The following is a 21,236-nucleotide window of genomic DNA, read 5'->3' on the forward strand; positions in this document are numbered from 1 at the left end:
CCCGTCCGGGGTGCCGTTCCCTTCCCCCGACACAAGGATGTGACATGGTCGACCTCGCCGCCTCGCCGTTCAATCTCGGCCCGGACGCCATCGAATGGGTGCACACCACCATCGCCTCGATGACGCTCGAGGAGAAGATCGGGCAGCTCTTCATCAACCTCAACACCCGGTTCGACCCGGCCTACCTCGACTCGGTGATCGACGGCTTCCACGTCGGCGGCATCCGGTACATGGGCTCCGACTCAGCAACCGTGCAGCAGCACATCCGGTACGCGCAGAGCCGCTCGAAGATCCCCCTGCTCGTGGCATCCAACCCGGAGATGGGTGGTTTCGGCAGCGCCGACGACGGCACGCTCGTGAGCACACATCTCCAGGCCGGTTCGCATCCCGATGCCTCGATCGCACGGGAGATGGGCCGGATCGCCGGCGTCGAGACGGCCGCCATGGGCTGCAACTGGGCGTTCGCGCCAATCGTCGACATCCACTACAACTGGCGGAACACGGTGATCAGCACGCGGGCATTCGGCAATGAGCCGGGAGTTGTCATCGAACGCGCGAAAGAGTACTTCGACGGTCTGAGCGAATCGAAGACCGTCGCGGCGATGAAGCACTTTCCCGGCGACGGAGTGGACGAACGCGACCAGCACGTGGTCACGAGCTACAACACTCTTTCGCTCGAGCGTTGGGAAGAGAGTTATGGCCGCGTCTACCGCGAGCTGATCGCCCACGGCATCCAGTCCATCATGGTCGGCCACATCGGCGCACCTGAGCTCTCGCGCGCCTTCCGTCCAGGGATCGCCGACGCAGACATCCGGCCGGCAACGCTGGCACCCGAACTGCTGAACGACCTCCTTCGGGGTGAGCTCGGCTTCAACGGCCTCATCCTCACCGACGCGTCGATGATGGTCGGGATGACCCAGGCGATGCGGCGACGGGATCTTGTTCCGGCTGCCATCGCCGCGGGCTGCGACATGTTCCTCTTTTTCAGGGAACCCTCCGAAGACTTCCAGTACATGCTTGACGGGTACCGCACGGGGGTGATCACGGAGCAGCGGCTGCAGGATGCACTCGAGCGCATCCTGGGGCTCAAGGCGACTCTCGACCTGCACGTGACCCCCACCGCAGAACTGGTTCCTCCGGTCGAGGCGCTCTCCATCATCGGCAGCGACGCGCACCACGCCGTCGCCGCCGCAGTAGCCGACAAGACCGTGACCCTCGTCAAAGACACCCAGAACAATCTGCCGCTCGACCCGAAGACGCACCGGCGCATCCGACTCTACGGAGTCTCGGGCGAGGCGGACTTCACCGGCACCGACCCCAACGGGTACCTTGCGATCGCCGCCGAAGAGCTCGAGGCGGCCGGATTCGAGGTTCACGTCTTCAAGAACGCCAAGCAGAGGGCCGCGGAGGGCGAGGCGGGCGTGTACTTCCACACTGTGATGGCCGAGGAGGCGAACGGCGACTACCCGAACAGATACGACGCAGCAGTCGTCTTCGCGAACGTCGCCGGATTCGCCCAGGAGGCCAGCGTGCGCATCCGCTGGTCTACTCCGATGGCCGCCGAAATCCCCTGGTACGTGACCGAGGTGCCCACGGTGTTCGTCTCGGTGAACCAGCCGAACCACCTGATCGATGTACCGATGGTCAAGACCATGGTGCATGCGCACAACCCGAGTCGCGAGGCAATCCACGCCGCCGTGCAGAAGATCGTGGGACTCTCCCCGTTCCAGGGCACCTTCAACGACAACGTCTGGTGCGACACCTTCGGAACACGACTCTAGAAAAGAGGACCCATTATGGCAAAAATCGGCGTACAGGCGATGATGCTCAAAAACGAATTCGCTGCCGACGGGCCGTTCGAAACTCTCCGAAAGGTGAGCGAGATCGGCTACAACGCGGTCGAGATATCTCAGATACCCATGACGCCGGAGAACGTCGCCGAGCTGGGAAGAGCACGTACCGATCTCGGCATGGACATCGCGGCCCTCTCGGCCAGCCTCCGACCGGGGCCAGCCACCGCCGAGTCACTCACCACCGACTTCGAGAAGATCGTGGCCGACGCGAAGACCCTCGACGCAGGTATGGTCCGCATCGGAATGCTCCCTTTCGACGCGATGGGGTCGCTGTCGAAGGTGCTGGAGTTCTGTGACCAGACCAACGACATGGCCGCGCGGCTGGCAGAGCACGGTATCGGCCTCTACTACCACAATCACCACATCGAGTTCCAGAAGTTCGACGGCCGTTACCTGCTCGACATCATCGCCGAACGGGCACCCCTCATGGGCCTCGAGCTCGATGTGCACTGGGTGCAGCGAGGCGGGTTGGACCCGGTGCGAACACTGGAGAAGTACGGCCATCGCGTATCCATGGTGCACCTGAAGGACTACCGCATCGGACAGATCCCCGCGGATGCCTTCGCGAAACTCGCCGCGGGCGACTACGCCTCATTCATGGCCGACTTCACAGGCGTGGTGCAATTCGCCGAGGTAGGCGAGGGTTCACTCGACTTCGCAGCCATCATCGCCACCAGCGTGTCGATCGGGGCTCGCTACCTGCTGGTCGAACAGGACGAACAGTACGGTCGCACCCCTCTGGACTGTCTGCGCACATCGCACGACAACCTCGTCGCGCTGGGCTGTTCAGCCCTGTTCTGAGCCAGAAGCGCAGCTACGCCACCGCCCGCCTCCGACTGGGTTTGTGAGACATTCGCGTCAGACAGTTCAGTGGCCACCCGAACCAACGTCTATGCTCGGCGCGGCAGAATGCAGTACATCCCCCAGTGCATCCTGCAGCATGGTGATCTGGGCGAGAACATGGTCCGTCAGTGTGGATGAGTCATCGAGCGCCACCCAGAGGTCGTAGCCGCTGTAGTAGGCCCTGATACCGAGGTCGGCCAACACTCCCGCCTGCCACCGGTCGATCCGATGACCGATGAGGGCCTGCTCGAGTGCCGAGGTGATCGCGGAGCGCTTGAAGATGGCCCGCTCGTTCAGTTCGGGGCTTCGGGCGAGGATCGGATCGAGGATCCGCCCCGTCGTGCGGTGCTCATGAGCGTGGGCGCCAGACAGGACGCGTATGCCGTTGATCATGCGGTCCAACGCGCTCGCGCCGCCAGGCGCTTCATCGACGCCCCGGGTGACGAGGCTGACGAGTTCACCCTGCCCCTGGAACACGATCTCCCGCTTGTCGGCGAAGAGACGGAAGAGCGTCGTCTTCGTCAGCCCCGCGCGTTCGGCGATCTGCGCCGTCGTCGTAGCCTCGTAACCGTTCTCGGCGAAGAGTTCCAGGGCGGCGCGCAGGAGTCTGCCCTGTGCATCCGGTTCCCATCGGCCCATGCTCACATCCTAGCTGATGCAACTCAGTCACATCAGGTGTACGGTGATGTTACTCAGTCACATAACACAGGGAGAACATCATGCACGTCTTCATCACCGGCGCGTCAGGCTGGATCGGCACCGCGCTGACCCGCGAACTTCTGGCTGCCGGCCACACGGTGACGGGGCTCGCCCGATCCGAAGCCTCAGCCGAGAAGATCCGGGCTCTCGGTGCCGGCGCGGTACTCGGCGACATGCACGACCACGATCTGATCGTGGCTGAAGCCGCGAAGGCCGATGCGACCGCGCACCTCGCCTTCACGCTCGACTTCGCGGCGTTCGATGAGACCATCGAGAACGAGCTGCAGCTCATCGCAAAACTCGATGGCGCCCTCGCGGGAAGCGGCAAGGCCGTCATCGCGGCATCCGGAACGCCGATTCTGGAAGGACGCCTCGCAACCGAGGCCGACCACCTCGACCCTGCCGGGCCCGCCGGAGCGCGGGTGAAGACCGCGAATGCGGTTCTGGCGCTCTCCGAGAACGGCATCCGTTCGGCTCTCGTGCGCATGCCCCGAACCGTTCACGGCGAAGGAGACCGCAACGGGCTGATCGCCGCGCTGGTCGGGCTCGACCGCCAGCTGGGCACGGCAGCGTACGTCGGCGACGGGTCGAACCGGTGGCCGGCTGTGCACATCAGCGACGCCGGGCGACTCTTCTTCCTGGCGATCGAGAAGGCACCCGCCGGGGCGGTGCTGCACGCCGTCGGCGAGGAGGGGGTGCCGATGCGTGACGTCGCGGAGGTCATCTCACGGAAGACGGGGCTGCCTGCCGCAGCGGTCGACCCCGCACAGCTGGGCGTTTTCGGCGCCCTGCTCGGCGGCGACCAGCCTGCGGCCAACACGGTCACCCGCCAGCTCGTCGGCTGGGAGCCGACCGGCCCGACCCTGCTCGAAGACCTCGAAGCCGGCTACTACACCTCCTGACCCCGCAGCTCCGAAAGGCATCCATCATGTCCACGTTCGCGCTCATCCACGACGCCTGGCACGCCGGTGAGGTCTGGGACCGCATGGTTCCCGGACTCATCGCCGCCGGGCACACCTGCCACGCCCCCTCGCTGACCGGGCACGGGGCCCTGAAACACCTGCTCGGCCCGGATGTCGGACTCCAGCGACATGTCACCGACATCGCCGGTCTCCTCGAGTCGGAGAACCTGGTCGACGTCATCCTCGTCGGCCACGGATACTCCGGCCTCGTCATCGAGGGAGTCGCCGACCGAATGCCCGAACGTGTCGCTCAGCTGGTCTACCTCGACGCCATGATCCCCGCCGACGGCGAAGCGGCAGTCGACATCGATCAGCCCACCCGCGTGCGGGTCGAACAGGCCGCGGCAACAGGCGAATCGTGGCGTATCGCGCCGGACGAACCGACCTCCGACGGATGGTTCGGCGTCACTGAGCCGGAGGACATCCGCTGGTTGCAGTCGTTCATCGGCGACGAGTCTGCGCGCTGCTTCACCGAGCCGGTGCGCATCCGCAACCCGCAGACCTTCCACATCCCCCGGGCCCACATCGACTGCGTGCGCGGGCCCTCCCCCGAAGCGGCACGCCGCCAGCTGCCGACGCTGCAACCGAACGGGGAGCCCGCCGTCGTCCGGCAGCTCGACGCCGGCCACGACTCCATGGTCACTGACCCTGATGCGCTCGTCGATCTTCTGCTGCGCTTCACCCGGCGCCGCTCATGAGCCGGTCCACGAGCGAAGTGCGATCCGCGCATCCTGCACCGGCCGCCCCGCGACTCGCAACAGTCGCACTCCTCAGCGCGGTAGCGGCCTTCTCGGTTCTGCAGAGCATGGTGTTGCCCGCGCTCCCCCAGATCCGGAGCTCCTTGAACGCCTCCGTCACCGAGACCTCGTGGATTCTCAGCGCCTTCCTGCTCGTCTCCTCCGTCTCGGCGATCATCCTCGGGCGGCTCGGCGACATGTTCGGCAAGAAACGCCTGCTGCTCATCAGCGTCGGCGCCCTCCTGGCCGGATCGGTCACCGCCGCACTGTCACCCACCATCGGCGTACTCATCGCCGGCCGAGCCCTGCAGGGTGTCGGAGCGGCCGCGTTCCCACTCGCCTACGGGCTCGTTCGGGAGATCGTCCCCGCCGAACGGATACCCGCCATCATCGGCGCGATCAGCAGCACCTTCGGGATCGGGTTCGCCGTCGGGCTGATCCTCCCCGCACCCCTCCTGGCCGCAGGGGGATGGCCGGCGATCTTCTGGTCGAGCGCGCTGGTGAACCTCGCCGCGCTCGTGCTCATCGCCGTCGGAGTACCGGAGTCGCCCGGCCGCACCCCCGGGAGGGTGGACTGGTGGGGGGCGGCCCTCCTGGCCGCGGCTCTCTCCAGCATCCTTCTCGCGATCGGTGAAACCCGCGCCTGGCCGGTGCCGTCGTTGCTGCTCGCTGCCGCCATCGGCATCCTCGCTCTGGGCGGCTTCGTGCTCCGCGAGCTCCGCGCCGCCGACCCTCTGGTGGAGCTCCGCCTGCTGGGGAACCCCGCCGTGCTCACTGCCGACATCGCCGGGCTGCTGGTCGGGTTCGCGCTCTACGGCGCCTTCAGCGTCATCCCGCAATACGTGCAGACCCCCACCACTCTCGGGTACGGCTTCGGCGCCACCTCACTGCAATCAGGATTGCTGCTCCTGCCGACCGCCGTGACCATGGTGCTCGTCGGGCCCGCCGCCGGGCGCCTGGGAGCACGGTTCGGGCACGCGAGAATGCTGGTCGCGGCCGGGGTGTTCGGCGTGATCGGCTACGGCATCCTCGTCGCCGCTGTCGACTCGGTCTGGGCGATCCTGGCCAGCACGACCATCCTGGGCATCGCCGTCGGCCTCGCCCTCACCGCAGCAGTGAACCTCCTCCTCGCCGCCGTCACACCCTCCGTCACCGGACAGGCGACCGGACTCAATACGATCCTCCGAACCATCGGAGGATCCCTCGGCGCCCAGGTCGCCGCAGCACTCATCGCCTCCACCGCGACGACCCCGACCCCCGAGACCGGATACCACCTCGCCTTCGGCGCGTGCGGCGCCGCCCTCGCCCTGGTGGCGGTCGCCGCCGGGTTTCGTTCTGCTCTCAGACTCCGTCGTATTCGTTGTCAGTGATGTGATCGAGCCAGGTGGTGGTTTCGGCAGGGTCGTCGCCGTTCTCGAGCATCGCGATGTGCTCCATGAACGTGCCGCCGGATGCTGCGTGGAAATGCTCCTCGCCCGGCGGGGTGTAGATGGTCTGTCCAGGGTGAACCTCGATGATGTTCCCCGCGCGGTCGCCGAAGCGGGCGACACCCTGGGTCACGCGAAGATACTGGCCGCGGGCGTGCGAATGCCAGGCCGTTCGGGCTCCGGGCGCGAACTTGACGATGGCCACGGTCATCCGCTGGTCGTCCGTGTGCGGTGCCGCGACGACATCGAGCCAGACGTCGCCGGCGAATTGCGCAGCGGGGTTCTTGGCGCTGGGCTTCTGCGGTTCGATCTCCATTGGTGCTCCTCTAGTTGTCTGCGTCGAAGACGCGTTTGGCGACGGTCATGGCGCCCATGCCTGTGGGCCAGCCTGCGTAGAACGCTACGCGGGTGAGCGCTTCGATGAGTTCGTACCGGGTGATGCCGTTCTCAACGGCGCCGCCGAGGTGGGTTCAGAAGAGTTCGCCGATGGCCTGGTCGCTGGAGTCGACGTAGCGGTCGCGCTGCTTCACACCGAACGGGCCGTACGGGTAGTCGTTCGGCGTCGGTGCGCTCGCGTCGTCGAGCCGGGTTGTCGCCTCGGCCCCGAGCTCCAGGTCGGCCGCTACGAGGTTCTCTTCGAGCTGCGCAAGGGTTCGTGCGCCGACGATCGGCGCGATCACAGCGGGCCGGTTGGCGACCCAGCTGTACGCGACCTGGCTCGGTGTCGCTCCGAGTGACGTCGCGATGTCGCGTACGGCGTCGAGGGTGGCCCAGTTCCGCTGTTTGGCGGCGAGGTCCCCGTGGATGTGATCCATCATCGGCCCACCGCTGCCGGCGCGGGTGCCCTCGGCGGGCTTGGCGTCCTTCTGGTATTTCCCGGAGAGGAACCCGCCGGCCAGCGGCGACCACGGCAGCAGCCCCACGTTGTTGTAGAGGGCGGCGGGCACGGTCTCGAACTCGATCTCGCGGGAGACGAGGTTGTACTGCGGCTGCAGGGTGACGGGCACGTTCAGACCGAGGGCCTTCGCAGCGGAGATGGCGAGCTGCATCTGCCAGGCGGTGAAGTTCGACAGGCCGATGTGGTGGATCCTGCCTGCCCGTACGGCATCGTCGAGGAAGCGCAGGGTGACCTCGATCGGGGTGAGCGGGTCCCAGCCGTGCAGCTGGTACAGGTCGATGTTGTCGCGGCCGAGCCGGGTGAGCGACGCCGTGAGCGCCCGGTCGAGGTTCCGGCGGGAGAGCCCGTTCTCGTTGACGTCGGGGCCGGTGCCGAACCGCGCCTTGCTGGCCAGAACGACCCGGGCTGTGACGTCGGTCGGCCGGCTGGCGAACCAGCGTCCGAGGAGACTCTCGGATGCTCCGGCCCCGTACACGTTGGCGGTGTTCTCTCGGTTCTTTTCAGTGGTCGATGGAGGCCATGTTGGCCTCGTCGTGCCGGTCGCCGGCGGCGGGGGTGAGGTTGTCGAGCCGTTCGAGCTGGTCGGGGGTCAGCTCGAACCCGTCGGCGGCGGTGTTCTCCTCCACCCGGGAGACGCGGCGGGTGCCGGGGATGGGGGCGATGTCGTCGCCCTGGGCGAGGATCCAGGCCAGCGCCGTCTGCGCGGAGGTGGCGCCGATTTCGGCACCGATCGCTCGCACCTCGTCGACGATCGCGAGGTTGCGGGCGAAGTTCTCGCCCGTGAACCGCGGGTTGGTCTTTCTCCAGTCGTCGTCGGCGAAGTCGTCGACCGACCGGATCTGGCCGGTGAGGAGCCCGTGCCCGAGCGGCGAGTAGGGAACGAAACCGATGCCGAGCTCGCGGAGAAGCGGGAGGATCTCTGCCTCGACGTCGCGTGTCCAGAGCGAGTACTCGGTCTGGAGAGCGGAGACCGGCTGTACCGCGTGGGCACGGCGGATGGTGGTGGCGCTGGCCTCAGACAGGCCGAAGTGCAGCACCTTTCCTTCGGCGATGAGGTCGGCGACGGCGCCGGCGGTCTCCTCGATGGGTGTGTTCGGGTCGACGCGGTGCTGGTAGTAGAGGTCGATGTGGTCGGTTCCGAGCCGCGTCAGCGACCCTTCGACGGCAGCCTTCACGTTCGGAGCGGTGCTGTCGACTGATCTGGGACCCCCACCGGCATGGGAGACGAGGCCGAACTTGGTGGCGATCACGACCTCGTCGCGGCGACCGGCGATTGCCCGGCCGACGATCTCCTCGCTGAGGTACGGGCCGTAGATCTCGGCGGTGTCGATGTGGGTGACACCGAGCTCGAGGGCGCGGTGGATGGTGCGGATCGACTCCGCATCATCCAGGGCCCCTTCCGAGGTGTAGGTGCCGGCCATCGTCATCGCGCCAAGGCCGATGCGGGAGACGGTGAGCCTGCCGAGGTGTGAGTTCTTCATTGCGATGTTCCTTCCAGCGGGTCTGCGCTTGTGACTCGAGTCTGATGAAGCGCCCGAAAGGGAGGGAGTCACCACCTATCGGGTTAACACCAGTGACCCCCAGCCCCGGTCGATCTGACGTACCGTCGAGAGATGGACACCCCGAACGACATCCGTGAGTTCCTCACCACCAGACGGGCCAGACTCACGCCCGAACTCGCTGGCATCCCAGACTTCACGACCCATCGCCGTGTCCCCGGGCTCCGCCGCGAAGAGGTCGCGCTCCTCGCCGGGATGAGCGTCGAGTACTACATCCGCCTCGAACGCGGCACGGTCAAGGGTGTCTCCGAAGCCGTCCTCGAGGGCCTCGTGCGAGCACTGCAGCTCGATGAAGCCGAGCGTACCCACCTCTACGACCTCGTGCGCACCGCCAACGAAGGCGCCACCCCGCGCCAACGCGCCAGCGCGACCGCCCCCCGCCACATCAGCACCTCGGTGCAGCAGCTGCTGAACGCCATGAAGGATGTGCCCGCCTTCGTGCAGAACGGCCGCCTCGACGTACTGTCGAGCAACCTGCTCGGCCGGGCACTGTTCTCGGAGATGTTCGAGCAGGTGCAGCCGCCGAACTTCGCCCGGTATGTCTTTCTCGACCCGAGGGCTGAGAACTTCTACCGGGACTGGAAGTCCACCGCCGCGCAGACCGTGGCGCTGATCCGTGCCGAGGCAGGGCGTTCGCCGCACAGCCGTCAGCTGAGCGACCTGGTGGGTGAGCTCTCCACGCGCAGCCAGCCGTTTCGCATCCTGTGGGCCGCGCACGATGTGCGCCAGCACCGCACCGGCGTGAAGAACATCAGCCACCCGATCGTCGGCGATGTCGACATCAACTACGAGGCCATGCAGCTCACCTCAGACCCGGGCCTGCAGCTCATCGCCTACAGCGCCCCTCCCGGCAGCGCCGCCGCCGATGCCCTGAACGTGCTTGCCAGCTGGGCCACCACGTTCGAGCAACGAACTCCGTCGGTGCCGCCCGTGGGAGCGGCACCGACGGAGTGTACCTAGCTCTGCGGTCAGGCCGTCTCGGGGAAATAGCCGCCTGCAGCCCCGCGCACTGCGCTGGCCAGCAGGTCTGTCGCCTTGTGTTTCGACATCGGGATGACCGGGGCTGAGAGCAACCAGGCGAGCAGCTGGTCGAACGGCAGTTTCTCCGTCGGCCACGCGGGCATGTACGGGTCGCAGTAGATCGGTGTGCCCGGCTCGTATCGCCAGCTGTCGGCAAGTACGCCGGTGTCGAGGCTGTCGTATCCGAGGGTGTCGAGCAGTTCGGCGACACGTGCATTTGCGGCGTCACGCTCAACGACAGAAGACCAGATAGCCCGGCCCACCGCCACCGCAGAGCGCGGCGACGCCAGAGGCCCCGCCGAGCCAGCAGGACGGTTTAGAGGAGGCGGTCGAGCGCCGGCTTCAGCACGCTCGCCCAGGCGCGGTAGCCCTGTCCGTTGAGGTGCAGGCCGTCGGGGGTGAACTCTTTGCGCAGGGTTTGGTCGGGGGTCGCGAGGGCGGGCCACAGGTCGAGGTAGTGCGCGTCGTACTGGGCGGCGATGCGGCGGTAATGGGTGTTGATGGTTGTGATGGCGTCGATGTACTTCTTTCCGCGGGGCATGACGCTGTTGATGATGAGGGGCGCGGAGGGTTCGCGTTCGCGGATCTGCGCGATGAGAGTTTCGAAGCGGCGGCCGATGGAGTCGGCGTCCTTCGGGTCGCCGCGCACGAGGTCGTTGGTTCCCGCGAGTACGGAGATGGCCAGGGGCGAGTCGATGGCAGTGTCGATGCGGGCCGTGAGTTGAGCGACGGTGTCTCCGCCGATGCCGCGGTTGGTGACGGGCCGGCCCGGCAGCCAGCCGTCCCAGAAGCCACCCTCGGTGATGCTGTCGCCGAACAGCACGAGGCGGCCGGTCGGCGCGGGCAGGGCCTCGAAGAGTTGGGCGCGTTTGCGCTCCATCTTGACGACGAAGCCGTCACCGACCTCTGTGAGCGGGGGCACGCGGCGAGCGGATGCAGCGGGCAGGCCGGTCGCGGTCGCAAGCGCCTGGGCGATCTGCGTGTAGACGGTCGCATCCCAGCGGAGGGGAGACACCATGTACCCGTCGGCGGACACGCCGTCGAACGAGCCGGGGGCGACGAAAGTGGCGCCACGGCCGGCGACGAGGGAGGCAGCCCGCCGGTTGAACCCCCGTGCCCGGGAGGCCATCGCGGGCCGCGAGGGCACGCCGACAACGAAGACAGACGAGGGATCGAATTGCGAGGTTGCACGGGCGACGAGCGCATCGAGGCGAGCCGCTGCGCGCTCGGGGGTGCTGCTTCCGCCCATGCCGAGCAAGTCGGCACTGCCGACGAGAAGCACGAGCGCCCGGGGCGCGGTGATCTGCGTGAGGTACGCACCGGCATCCTCGAGCAGTAGCAGTTCGTCACCGAGCACCCGCACCGTCGAGCCGGGGAACCATTCCGCCCATTCCCCGTGCAGGCTGAGGCCGTCGCCCAGGATGACGAGGTCGCCGGGCGTGGTCGGCAGCAGCTGCGATTGCAGTCGTGCTCCGGGGCTGAATCTGTTCAGGATGCTGTGGACAGCGCGTCCGCGGATCGACATTGTGTGCGCCTCTCGTCTTTGGTCTGGCGTGGTGTGGTGTGGGTGGTTCGGCAGCGAGATTCGGTCAGCGCTTCTTGAACTCCTGGCCGGCTCGGGTGCCGCCGTCGACGAGGATGTCTGTGCCGGTCAGGTAGCCGGGAGTCTCGCTCGCGCAGAAGGCGAGTACGGCGGCGACTTCTTCGGGCTTGCCGAAGCGCTTGATGGCCGAGAACTTGAGCAGTTCTGACGCTCCGTGGTCGGCCTCGAGCTTGCCCATGGCGGTGTCGAAGCTGCCCGGCGAGACGGAGACGATGCGCGCGCCGCGAGCCCCGAACGCGGCGGCCTGCTTGCGTGAGTACCAGATGACGAAGGCCTTGCTGAAGCTGTAGGCGAGGCCCGACTGCAGTTTCTTGCCGAGCACTCGCGACCGGCGCACGACGATCTTCTCGAACTCGGCCGGGTCGCTCTCCGCCTTCGGGAACGCGCCTGTGGGAACCAGCACCTTAGGGATGCTGTGCCCCGCCACCGAGGCGACGTTCACGAGCGCGTCGCCTTCGCCGGCCCGCGCCAGGAACGCCTGCGTCACGTTGACGGTGCCGATCGCGTTGATGCGGGCGACGAACTGCGCCGAGCCCATCTGCGGGCTGACACCGGCGGTGTGAACGACGGCTCGAACGTGGTGGCCGCCCGCTTCGGCGACGGCCATCAGGCGGTCGACGGATGCTCGGTCGGTGATGTCGCAGACAGAACCTGACACGTCGATACCTGAAGCGCTGAGTTCGGCGACAGCGGCGTCTATTCGCGCCTGGTCGAGGTCGGCGAGAACGATGCGGTGGTCGGTGCCGAGGATTCTCGCGGTGGCCATTCCCATGCCGCCGGTACCCCCGGTGATCACAGCAGTCTTGGTCATTTCTCTCCCTCGAAGTCACGTGTTCGAAGTTTACGATACACCTGTCTCGAAATACCATTGATCTCCTAGAATCAGTGGGTGCCGACACGACCGCCAGGACGACCGCGAAGCGAGGCCTCCCGCCGCGCCATCCTCGATGCCGCACGCGACCTGCTCGCCGAGGGCAGCTACGAGAGCCTCACCATCCAGGCGATCGCCGAGCGATCGGGAACAGGCCGGCAGACGATCTACCGGTGGTGGTCGACGAAGGCGCTCATCGTCGCCGATCTGCTGCTGGAAGGCGAGCTCGACGTGCCCTCCACGCCGGTCGCAGACACCGGATCACTGTCAAGCGATCTGACGACCTGGCTCGAGGCCATCGCCGCTGCGCTGACAGACCCGCGGCAGGCGTCGCTTGTGCGTGCGCTCGTCACCGCCGCGTCCGACGACCCGAATGAGGCGCGGCTGCTCTACTCGATGACCACGGGGCCTGTTCACCAGAGCCTGGTGAACAGGCTCGCGACGGGCAAAGCTGCCGGTCAGCTGCGCGCCGACGTCGACGAGACCGCGATCGCCGATGCCCTGATCGGAACCGTGCTCTTCGCGGCCCTCACCCCTGGCGCGAAGCCCGCGGCACCCGCTCACGTGGTCTTCGCCCTGCTCCCGCCACACTGAGTCGAACCGACGGGCGAGCCGCGCGTGTGGGGTGGGCGCGGCGCCATTCATGCACCCACGCATGGGCCTCGCGGCGGCACACCCGGTGCGGTGGCACGATGTGAGGGTGAACACCTATCGACTCATCGCTGCCCTGGGCAGCTCTTTTGCCGCAGGGCCCGGAATCGAGCCCATCGAAGAAGCCGCCGCCATGCGGTCGTCGAGAAACTACGCGCATCAGCTGACCACGCTGCTCGGCGCCGAGCTCGTCGACCTCACGGTCTCTGGCGCCACCACGGCGAACGTTCTGGACACCCCGCAACAGTTCAGCGAACAGCTCGTCTTCCCGCCGCAGGCCGATGGAGTGCCCGCCGACGCGGATGTCGTCACCATCACGGCCGGCGGAAACGATCTGCAGTTCGCCGGCGCCATGCTCTACACCGCGTGGCTCAGCGCAGACCCGTCGTCGCCACTGGTGCCGATGCTCGGCGCCATGTTCTCGGGCGGTATTCCCTTCCCCACCGAGGAGGCCGTCGAACAGGCGACCGCCGGCCTGGTTCGAGTCATCGAGAAGGTGCACACCAGAGCTCCGGATGCCCGCATCCTGCTCGTCGACTACCTGACGGTGCTCGACGACGAGTCGGTTACCGCGACACCCTTCACGGCTGGCGAACTCGCCCAGTTCCTGGTCATCCAGAACGCCATCGGTCGTGTCTTCGAGACTGCCGCAGATCGCACGGTCGCCGAGCTGGTGCGCGCGTCGGCTCTGAGCGTCGACCACGCTCTCGGCTCTGCCGAGCCGTGGGTGCAGCCTTTTCACCAGGACATGATGACAACGGCCGGCTCCTTCCACCCGAACGAGGCCGGCATGACGGCGATCGCGCTGGAGCTGCAGCGGGTTCTCGAAGCCTGAGACCGCGCTCGCTCCGGGGGCGCTGACGCCGCAGCCATCCCACTGCGGGGCCTTCATTTTGCGGGGCCGTCAGGCCGAGACATCCGCCCACCCGGGGTATCGCACGGCCAGCTGCCGGGCGTGGGCAATGAGCGCATCGGAATCGGCCGATAGCCGCGCGCTGTTCCACACAAGCCCGAACACGCGGTGGGCATCGGCATTCGCGATCGGCACGCTGACGGTTCGCGGGCTGAGCGAAGCGTCGGCCGGGAGGATCGCCACCCCGAGACCGGCCGCGACGTACCCGCGAACAGTCAACAGGTTGTCTGCCTCGAGAGCGATCCTCGGGCTGAAGCCAGCGGCCGCGCAGAGCGCGTCGGCTCTGTCGCGAGCATCGAAGCGGTGATCGAGCGCGAGAAAGGCCTCATCGCTGACGTCTGAGAGCGCGACACTGCCCGCCCCGGCCATCCGATGGCCCACCGGCACCACCAGCACGAGCGCCTGCCTCCCCACCGGCAGCCAGCCGAAGCGGCCCGGTGGCCTCGGCGCGGTGAGTGCGACGTCGATGCCGCCAGCGTCGAGACCGTCGAGCAGGTCTGCGCTCGACCCCTCGCGGTGCGCGATCACCGTCTGCGGCTGCGTGACGAGGAACGACGCGATGAGCTCGCCTGCTACGGTGGGCCCGAGGGAGCGCAGAAATCCGACGGTGAGCGAGGCAACGGGCGCATCGCCCCGGATGCGGTGCAGAGCCTGATCGAGCGTGCGAAGTGATTCGGCAGCCGCGGCGGCCAGGGTCCGCCCCTCGTCACTCAGCTCCACGCCTCGCCCACGACGGATGAGCAACTCGATGCCGAGCTGCTGCTCCCAGGCTCGAAGCGAACGACTGAGCGTCGGCTGGCTCACACCCGTTCGCTCGGCCGCACGCGTGATGTTGGGGTCGAGCGCCAACGCGGCCAGTTGGGCCAGGGCCGGTGCGAGGCCCGCGGCCGATGAATCATCCATCTATGCATGATTCCGTCGCCGGGCCCTTGGAAGCAAGGGGTACCGCGCCGAGAATGGCTTCATGACAGACGTGCAGAACCGATGGACGACCAGGCGCCGGGAGAAGAACCGGCGGATGACCGGGCTCGCACTTCGCTCCGGTTCGAAGATCGTCGATGCATCGGGTATCGACGATGTGCTCTCGACGCTCATTCAGCCGGGTGACCGGGTCTCGCTCGAAGGCGACAACCAGAAGCAGGCCGACTTTCTCGCCCAGGCTCTCGCCGATGCCGACCCCGAGCGACTGCATGACCTGCACCTGCTCATCTCGTCGGTGAGCCTTCCGGCACACCTCGATGTCTTCGAGCGGGGCATCGCCACCCGACTCGACCTCGCGTTCGCCGGGCCGCAGAGCCTGCGGCTGGCCCAGCTGGTTGAAGACAAGGTCGTGACGATCGGCGCGATCCACACCTATGTCGAGCTGTATGCCCGCATGTTCGTCGATCTGCCCCCCACTGTCGCCCTCCTCTGCGCTGAGGCCGCCGACGAACACGGAAACCTGTATACCGGGCCCAACACCGAAGACACACCGACCATCGCCGAGGCGACCGCGTTCCACGACGGAATCGTGATCGTGCAGGTCAACCGCATCATGAGCGAACTGCCACGTGTCGACATTCCGGGTGACTGGGTCGACGTCGTGGTCGTGAGCCCGCGCCCGTACAAGCTCGAGCCGTTGTTCACCCGCGACCCGGCGAAGATCGGGCGCGTCGAGATCCTCAAGGCGATGCTGGCCATCCGCGGGGTCTACGAACGCCACGAGGTGGTCTCGCTGAACCACGGCATCGGCTTCGACACGGCCGCGATCGAGCTGATTCTGCCCACGTTCGGAGAGGAGCTGGGTCTACGGGGGCGCATTGCCCGCAACTGGGTGCTGAACCCGCACCCCACGCTCATTCCCGCCATCGAGAGCGGCTGGGTCGAGTCGGTGCACTGCTTCGGCGGTGAGCCGGGCATGGAGCGCTATGTCGCCGCCCGGCCCGACGTGTTCTTCACCGGTCCCGATGGCAGCCTGCGCTCGAACCGGGTGCTCGCTCAGCTCGCCGGCCAGTACGCCATCGACATGTTCATCGGCTCCTCCCTGCAGATCGACGGCGAAGGCAACTCGTCGACGGTGACCGCGGGGCGTCTCGCCGGGTTCGGCGGGGCACCGAACATGGGCAACGACCCGCACGGCCGCCGGCACAGCAGTGCCGCCTGGCTCGACCTGGCCTCGGGCTCGGGAGCCAGCCGCCGCGGCAGGAAGCTCGTGGTGCAGCTCGTCGAGACCTTCAAGGCGGGCGGCACACCCACGTTCGTCGACCGCCTCGATGCTGTCGACGTCGGCACCGACGCCGGCATGCCCCTGCCGCCGGTCATGATCTACGGCGATGACGTCAGCCACATCGTGACCGAAGAGGGTGTCGCCTACCTCTACAGGGCGAACAGCCTGGATGAGAGGCGCGAAGCGATCGCGGCCGTCGCCGGTGCCACACCGATCGGCCTGCGGCACGACCCGCGGGTCACTGAACGGCTGCGGCGCGACGGCCTCGTCGCCTTTCCCGAAGACCTCGGGGTCGATGTGAGGCGTGCCGACCGGTCGCTGCTGGCCGCAAAGAGCGTCGGCGATCTGGTGGCGTGGTCAGGCGGGCTGTACGACCCGCCGGTGCGGTTCAGAAACTTCTGAGCCGATGACGACGACCTTGGCTTCGACCACTCCGACGGCAACCTCCATCGCGGCGGCAGCCCCGCGCCCCGGCATCGAACCAGCCACGCTCGAACCAGCCGCGCTCGCCAGGCTGGCGGTCGATGCGATCGCCAGCGAGGCGTTGCTGACCCCGAAACCGGGGCTCGTGGACGGCAATGGCCGGGGAAGCCACGACGACATGAACCTGCAGATGCTGCTGCGGTCATCCGAAGCCCTTCTTCCGACGTTCGAGGGTCTGGCCGGGCTCGGGCAGCAACAGCTCTCGCGGCAACAGCTCCGCGACCGGGTCGGCGTGCTCGGCCGCAGCGGAGAGGGGGCCATGCTGCAGGCCACCGACGGGGTGAACACCCACCGGGGGGCCCTCTGGGCGGTGGGGCTGCTTGTGACCGCCGCAGCCTCCTCCGCGACGGAGGACGAGACGCTCGCCCGGGCCGCCGAGCTCGCTGCAACGGCAGACTCCGCCGGGCCGCCACCCCGGTCATCCCACGGGCAGAAGGCGCTGCGGGCTCACGGGGTGTCGGGCGCGGTCGGCGAGGCCGTCGCGGGCTTTCCCCACATCGTGGATGTCGCGCTGCCCGCCCTGCGGTCGAGCCTCGGGCGCGGCGAGAGCGTCGAGCGCGCCCGCCTGCGCACGCTGCTCGCCCTGATCGCCACCGTCGACGACACCTGTGTACTGCACCGGGGCGGAGCCGCTGGGCTCCGCTGGATGCAGCGCTCCGCCCGCCGCGCAGAGAGCGCACCGGATTTCGACCACGCCCTCCGCGCCTTCAGCGACGAGGCCGACCGCCGACGCCTCTCCCCCGGCGGCAGCGCCGACCTGCTCGCGGGTGCCATCTTTCTCGACAGCCTCAGATTCCACCTTCAGGAGAACGATCATGCACACGTTTGAGTTCGAATTCCCGGGCGACCGGCCCGCTCAGCAGCGCGCGCACGTCGGAGTCGTGGGATCGGGCGACCTCGAGATCCTCGTCAGCCCGTCAGCCGATGGGGCCGCCGTGGTGCAGGTGCGAACGAGCGTCGACGGCTTCGACGATGTCTGGCGCAACGTGCTCGAACGCTTCTTCACAAGATACGGCCTGACCGGCGCGATTCAGATCAACGACTTCGGCGCGACGCCCGGGGTCGTCTCGATTCGGCTGCTACAGGCGCTCGACCAATCGACAACCGCTGAGACGGGGCGCAACTGACATGTCCACAGAAATCTCAGCCACACCCTCCACCGACGGCGGCGCCTACCTCCGTCGAGACAGTTTCATCGAGCGGGATGCCCGGTCCCGGGCCTTCGCGCTTCTCGACGCCGGGGCGCACGAACTACTCGACCCCTTCGATCGCATCGAGTCTCCGTGGCTCGCACTGCAGGGTGTCGTGCCGGAGTCGGATGATGGCCTGGTGGTCGTTCGCGGCACCGTCGAGGGGCGCGCGACTGTGGTGATCGCCATCGAGCAGGCGTTCCAGGGCGGCGGCATCGGCGAAGTCTCCGGCGCCAAGATCGCCGCAGCCCTCGGGTCGGCGCTGCGCGACACACTGGCCGGCCGGCCGACAGCCGCGGTGCTGCTGCTCGAAACGGGCGGCGTGCGGCTGCAGGAGGCCAACCTCGGTCTCGCTGCTGTCGCCGAGGCCTGCGCCGGCGTTCTGGCTCTTCGCGAGCATCAGCCCGTTGTCGCCCTCATCGCCGGAGGTCTCGGCAGCTTCGGCGGTATGAGCATCGTGGCCGCACTCTGTTCGAGCGTCATCATGACGCGAGAGGCGCGGCTGGGCCTGAACGGCCCCGAAGTGATCGAGTCAGAGGCGGGCATCCGCGAGTTCGACGCGGCCGACCACGCGCTCGTCTGGTCGATCGACGGCGGCGTGCAACGGCACTCGCTGCACCAGGCCGACGTGCTCGTGCCCGACGACACCGAGCCGATCCGGCTCGCCGTCGCCGAGGCGGTCGCAGCGCTCGCGGCGCCGCGCGTTCACGCACCGGCCGACGAACCGGCGGGGCCCGACGATCTCGCTACGCGGGATGTTCGCACCCCGGCATCACGGGCGCTCGACACTCTGCGCCGCCATCTGGCCGCGATCGATCCCGCCGACCCGCCGGCCCCCGCCGACCTCGGGGCGATCTTGGATTCTGCGGCAGAAGCACCGCTCGCCCCGCGGGGCGTCACGACCCGCGGGCTCGACCCCGCCGCCGGTCGCGGCACCGCGTGGACGATCGCACTGGCAGACACCGCCCCGGCCTTTCTCGAGTCGACACTGCTCCAGGCGACACTCGAGTTGGCCGGGCAACCGGCCACGCTGCTCACCGTGGTACCCGACCCGGGCAGCCCCTACCACCGGGCCCGCCACGGAGAGGTCGGCCTGCTCGAGGGCCTGGCCCTCGCCGAACGCATCACCCAGATCACCGCGGAAGACGCCGCAGCGCCCGTCGAGAAGAAGCGGCCGATCATCGCGATCGTCGACCTGCCGAGCCAGGCGTACGGCCTGCTCGAAGAGATGATGGGCATCCACCTGCATCTGGCGGCAGCGGCAGACGCCTACGCCACGGCTCGTGCCGCCGGGCATCCGGTCGTCGCTCTCGTCGTCGGCACAGCCCTGTCGGGCGGCTTTCTCGCCCACGGGCTGCAGGCGAACCAGATTCTCGCGCTCGACGATCCGCACGTCGAGATCCATGCGATGCACAAGCCAGCTGCGGCACGAATCACGAAACGGTCGGTCGCTGAGCTCGATGAACTCGCCACCCGCATTCCGCCCCTGTCGTACGACGTTCGGGAGTGGGCGACGCTCGGCCTCTGCAACAGACTGCTTCCGGTGAGCGACGCCGACCACCCGACGAGGGACGACGTGTCGGCGATGCGCCACCAGCTTGCCCTCGCGGTACAGCGGGCGCGCTCAGGCAGCCGTTCGCTCGAGAGCCGCTGGTCAGCCGAGACCTCGGGCGAGAACCGGGCCGCCACGAGACGCGTCTGGCAGGCGATGGCCGACCAATGGCAGTGAGCGAACGGGCGCCGGCGAGAACCCATGATCTCGTGCGCTTCGACACCGGCCCGTACGAAGCGCAGCTGCCCGCCTGGGTCGATCGGGTGACCGGAGAAGCGTGGGCAGTGGTCACCCGGCAGATTCTGCCGGACAAGCACACCGCAGCCGGCCTCCGCGGCCGACTCCGAAGCGAACGGGCGGCGGTGCAGATCGACGACCGGCACATCGTCGATCTGATCTCGCCAGAGAACCTGGTCGCGAAGACACTGCACGCAGGGTTCCCGTCGGTGCCGGGCGACATCTGGCGGACCCTCGACGCCCTTCTGACGTCTGCACCCACCTGGTTCGGCGGCCGCGCCTGGGGGCCGACGGGCTCGGTCGGCTTCCAGCTCGCGACCGGCCTGCCTGTGGTGCGCGAGACGAGCGACCTCGACCTGGTCATCCGGGTCGACGGCTACCTCGATCCGGAGGAGGCGCAGTCGATTCAGGATGCCCTGGCCACACTCCCGACGAGAGTGGACTGCCTTCTCGAAACCTCTGTCGGCGCCGTCGCTCTCGCCGAGTGGGCGGCGACGACCCCCGACGGCGAGGTACTGCTGCGCACTCCGACGGGGCCGTCACTGTGCCGGAACCCCTGGGCGGCCGGCGACCGGGTTCGCCGGTGATCGCCTTTCTCTTCCCGGGGCAGGGGTCGCAGCATCCGGGAATGCTCGCAGCTCTCCCCTCGGCCTCCACGGTCACCTCGACGCTCGACTCGGTGAGCGGTGTGCTCGGCCACGACGTGCGCGAGCTCGACTCGGCTGACGCCCTGGCCGGGACTGTGGGCGCGCAGCTGGCACTGTTCACCGTCGGAGTCGCCAGCTCCCGGCTGCTCGCCGAGCAGGGGGTGCTTCCCGACATCGTGGCCGGCCACTCCATCGGGGCGTTCGCCACCGCCGTCGCCGCTGGAGTGCTGACACTCGACGAGGGCGCCGCCGCCGTGCGCATCCGTGCCGAGGGAATGCGCGACCTCCACCCCTCGGGGTTCGGGCTGCTTGCCCTTCTCGGCGCCCGTCTCGCCGACGCGGAGCGCCTCGTCGCCGAATTGCGGCCCGGTGGCGGCGACCTCTTCGTGGCGATGGAGAACGCCGAAGACCAGATCGTGCTCGCGGGAAGCGACGATGCCTTCCAGCGGGTACACGACGTTGCCGCGCGCTTCGGCTTCCGCCAGGTGCGGCGGCTGGATGTCGCTGTGCCCTCACACTGCGCGCTGATGGCCCCGGTCGCCGCCGCCGTGGAGGAGTACCTCGCTGACATTCCCGCGCGACGACCCACTGCACGCTACCTCTCGGCCATGACAGCCCGTGCTGCACCGACGAGCGCAGCCATTGGCGACGACCTGGCGAACGGCGTGGCGCGCAGGGTTCGCTGGCGCGACACTACCGAGCTTCTCGCCGAACTGGGCAGCACGGTGGTCGTGCAGATCGCGCCGGGTCATACGACGGCCGCGCTCTTCGCCGCAGCGCACCCTGACATTCCCGTCATCGCTGTAGGTGACGCCCCCTTCGACGACTCCCTCGCGCGCATCCGACGGGCACTGTCGATTGGAGCGTGACACTCTGCGCGGCGGC

Annotated in this window: 22 protein-coding genes and 1 pseudogene; 14 read left to right on the top strand and 9 right to left on the bottom strand. The window is 68.0% G+C overall.

All coding sequences use genetic code 11. The features are described 5' to 3' along the window. The first annotated feature begins 44 nt into the window (after nucleotides 1-44). Together FB464_RS12585 and FB464_RS12590 are read left to right on the top strand one after the other, a co-directional pair. Nucleotides 45-1,781 carry a glycoside hydrolase family 3 protein gene (locus FB464_RS12585; RefSeq protein WP_116413548.1) on the top strand — a complete coding sequence of 579 codons (1,737 nt, stop codon included), beginning with the start codon at nucleotides 45-47 and terminating at the stop codon, nucleotides 1,779-1,781. A 39-nt stretch (nucleotides 1,782-1,820) separates the two neighbouring features. Further along, nucleotides 1,821-2,654 carry a sugar phosphate isomerase/epimerase family protein gene (locus FB464_RS12590; RefSeq protein WP_116416420.1) on the top strand — a complete coding sequence of 278 codons (834 nt, stop codon included), beginning with the start codon at nucleotides 1,821-1,823 and terminating at the stop codon, nucleotides 2,652-2,654. Nucleotides 2,655-2,720: 66 nt separating this feature from the next. Here the strand turns inward: FB464_RS12590 and FB464_RS12595 are convergent, their stop codons facing one another. After that, nucleotides 2,721-3,335: a TetR/AcrR family transcriptional regulator gene (locus FB464_RS12595; protein ID WP_116413547.1), complete on the bottom strand. Its 615-nt coding sequence runs from the start codon at nucleotides 3,333-3,335 to the stop codon at nucleotides 2,721-2,723. 80 nt (nucleotides 3,336-3,415) lie between these two features. Between FB464_RS12595 and FB464_RS12600 the strand changes: the two genes are divergently transcribed. Genes FB464_RS12600 through FB464_RS12610 form a run of 3 tightly spaced genes read left to right on the top strand, consistent with a single transcriptional unit; the run spans nucleotide 3,416 to nucleotide 6,464 of the window. Then, entirely contained in the window at nucleotides 3,416-4,297 is an 882-nt protein-coding gene (locus FB464_RS12600; protein WP_116413546.1) for an NAD-dependent epimerase/dehydratase family protein, read from the top strand. Between the two features lie 26 nt (nucleotides 4,298-4,323). Further along, nucleotides 4,324-5,055 carry an alpha/beta fold hydrolase gene (locus tag FB464_RS12605; protein WP_116413545.1) on the top strand — a complete coding sequence of 244 codons (732 nt, stop codon included), beginning with the start codon at nucleotides 4,324-4,326 and terminating at the stop codon, nucleotides 5,053-5,055. Then, nucleotides 5,052-6,464, top strand: coding sequence for an MFS transporter (locus FB464_RS12610; RefSeq protein WP_116413544.1), 1,413 nt, complete (start codon nucleotides 5,052-5,054; stop codon nucleotides 6,462-6,464). Before FB464_RS12605 ends, FB464_RS12610 begins: the two co-directional genes overlap by 4 nt. Here the strand turns inward: FB464_RS12610 and FB464_RS12615 are convergent. The 4 genes and pseudogenes from FB464_RS12615 to FB464_RS12630 form a co-directional block, all read right to left on the bottom strand. Continuing rightward, nucleotides 6,436-6,837: a (R)-mandelonitrile lyase gene (locus FB464_RS12615; protein WP_116413543.1), complete on the bottom strand. Its 402-nt coding sequence runs from the start codon at nucleotides 6,835-6,837 to the stop codon at nucleotides 6,436-6,438. The genes FB464_RS12610 and FB464_RS12615 overlap by 29 nt on opposite strands. 10 nt (nucleotides 6,838-6,847) lie before the next feature. After that, nucleotides 6,848-6,976 (bottom strand): annotated as a pseudogene (locus tag FB464_RS20450) (carboxymuconolactone decarboxylase family protein); the annotation flags it as partial. A gap of 15 nt (nucleotides 6,977-6,991) precedes the next feature. Beyond that, nucleotides 6,992-7,894 carry an aldo/keto reductase gene (locus tag FB464_RS12625; RefSeq protein ID WP_116413542.1) on the bottom strand — a complete coding sequence of 301 codons (903 nt, stop codon included), beginning with the start codon at nucleotides 7,892-7,894 and terminating at the stop codon, nucleotides 6,992-6,994. A 25-nt stretch (nucleotides 7,895-7,919) separates the two neighbouring features. Next, nucleotides 7,920-8,900, bottom strand: coding sequence for an aldo/keto reductase (locus FB464_RS12630; RefSeq protein ID WP_116413541.1), 981 nt, complete (start codon nucleotides 8,898-8,900; stop codon nucleotides 7,920-7,922). 132 nt (nucleotides 8,901-9,032) lie between these two features. On the opposite strand from FB464_RS12630, the gene FB464_RS12635 reads away from it, so the two are divergent. Beyond that, nucleotides 9,033-9,938 carry a helix-turn-helix transcriptional regulator gene (locus FB464_RS12635; protein ID WP_116413540.1) on the top strand — a complete coding sequence of 302 codons (906 nt, stop codon included), beginning with the start codon at nucleotides 9,033-9,035 and terminating at the stop codon, nucleotides 9,936-9,938. An 8-nt stretch (nucleotides 9,939-9,946) separates the two neighbouring features. Here the strand turns inward: FB464_RS12635 and FB464_RS12640 are convergent, their stop codons facing one another. From FB464_RS12640 to FB464_RS12650, 3 genes are all read right to left on the bottom strand, one after another. Then, complete coding sequence (locus FB464_RS12640; protein WP_142206688.1) at nucleotides 9,947-10,261, bottom strand: hypothetical protein; 315 nt, start codon at nucleotides 10,259-10,261, stop codon at nucleotides 9,947-9,949. 53 nt (nucleotides 10,262-10,314) lie between these two features. Beyond that, nucleotides 10,315-11,523, bottom strand: coding sequence for a GDSL-type esterase/lipase family protein (locus FB464_RS12645; RefSeq protein ID WP_116413538.1), 1,209 nt, complete (start codon nucleotides 11,521-11,523; stop codon nucleotides 10,315-10,317). A gap of 64 nt (nucleotides 11,524-11,587) precedes the next feature. Next, complete coding sequence (locus tag FB464_RS12650) at nucleotides 11,588-12,412, bottom strand: SDR family NAD(P)-dependent oxidoreductase (protein WP_116413537.1); 825 nt, start codon at nucleotides 12,410-12,412, stop codon at nucleotides 11,588-11,590. Nucleotides 12,413-12,490: 78 nt separating this feature from the next. Here FB464_RS12650 and FB464_RS12655 point away from each other — a divergent pair, with 78 nt between their 5' ends. Both FB464_RS12655 and FB464_RS12660 read left to right on the top strand, forming a co-directional pair. After that, entirely contained in the window at nucleotides 12,491-13,066 is a 576-nt protein-coding gene (locus FB464_RS12655; RefSeq protein WP_116413536.1) for a TetR/AcrR family transcriptional regulator, read from the top strand. Between the two features lie 106 nt (nucleotides 13,067-13,172). Further along, the gene (locus FB464_RS12660; protein WP_211327276.1) at nucleotides 13,173-13,958 is read left to right on the top strand and encodes an SGNH/GDSL hydrolase family protein; all 786 of its coding nucleotides are present in this window, start codon (nucleotides 13,173-13,175) and stop codon (nucleotides 13,956-13,958) included. Between the two features lie 69 nt (nucleotides 13,959-14,027). Here the strand turns inward: FB464_RS12660 and FB464_RS12665 are convergent, their stop codons facing one another. Continuing rightward, nucleotides 14,028-14,939, bottom strand: coding sequence for a LysR family transcriptional regulator (locus FB464_RS12665; RefSeq protein ID WP_116413534.1), 912 nt, complete (start codon nucleotides 14,937-14,939; stop codon nucleotides 14,028-14,030). 61 nt (nucleotides 14,940-15,000) lie between these two features. Between FB464_RS12665 and mdcA the strand changes: the two genes are divergently transcribed. The 6 genes from mdcA to FB464_RS12695 are packed head-to-tail and all read left to right on the top strand — an operon-like array spanning nucleotide 15,001 to nucleotide 21,220. Further along, nucleotides 15,001-16,644: a malonate decarboxylase subunit alpha gene (mdcA, locus tag FB464_RS12670; protein WP_116413533.1), complete on the top strand. Its 1,644-nt coding sequence runs from the start codon at nucleotides 15,001-15,003 to the stop codon at nucleotides 16,642-16,644. A gap of 4 nt (nucleotides 16,645-16,648) precedes the next feature. After that, nucleotides 16,649-17,554 carry a triphosphoribosyl-dephospho-CoA synthase gene (locus FB464_RS12675; RefSeq protein ID WP_116413532.1) on the top strand — a complete coding sequence of 302 codons (906 nt, stop codon included), beginning with the start codon at nucleotides 16,649-16,651 and terminating at the stop codon, nucleotides 17,552-17,554. Then, entirely contained in the window at nucleotides 17,541-17,852 is a 312-nt protein-coding gene (locus tag FB464_RS12680; protein WP_116413531.1) for a malonate decarboxylase subunit delta, read from the top strand. Before FB464_RS12675 ends, FB464_RS12680 begins: the two co-directional genes overlap by 14 nt. A 1-nt stretch (nucleotide 17,853) precedes the next feature. After that, on the top strand, nucleotides 17,854-19,644 hold the full coding sequence (gene mdcD, locus FB464_RS12685) for a biotin-independent malonate decarboxylase subunit beta (protein WP_116413530.1): 1,791 nt from the start codon (nucleotides 17,854-17,856) through the stop codon (nucleotides 19,642-19,644). Continuing rightward, nucleotides 19,635-20,291, top strand: coding sequence for a malonate decarboxylase holo-ACP synthase (locus FB464_RS12690; protein WP_116413529.1), 657 nt, complete (start codon nucleotides 19,635-19,637; stop codon nucleotides 20,289-20,291). The genes mdcD and FB464_RS12690 overlap by 10 nt, the downstream gene beginning before the upstream one ends. Next, on the top strand, nucleotides 20,288-21,220 hold the full coding sequence (locus tag FB464_RS12695) for an ACP S-malonyltransferase (RefSeq protein ID WP_281279773.1): 933 nt from the start codon (nucleotides 20,288-20,290) through the stop codon (nucleotides 21,218-21,220). Before FB464_RS12690 ends, FB464_RS12695 begins: the two co-directional genes overlap by 4 nt. Nucleotides 21,221-21,236: the final 16 nt, after the last annotated feature.

Origin of the sequence: Subtercola boreus (assembly GCF_006716115.1) — a bacterium.
Taxonomy (GTDB): Bacteria; Actinomycetota; Actinomycetes; order Actinomycetales; family Microbacteriaceae; genus Subtercola; species Subtercola boreus.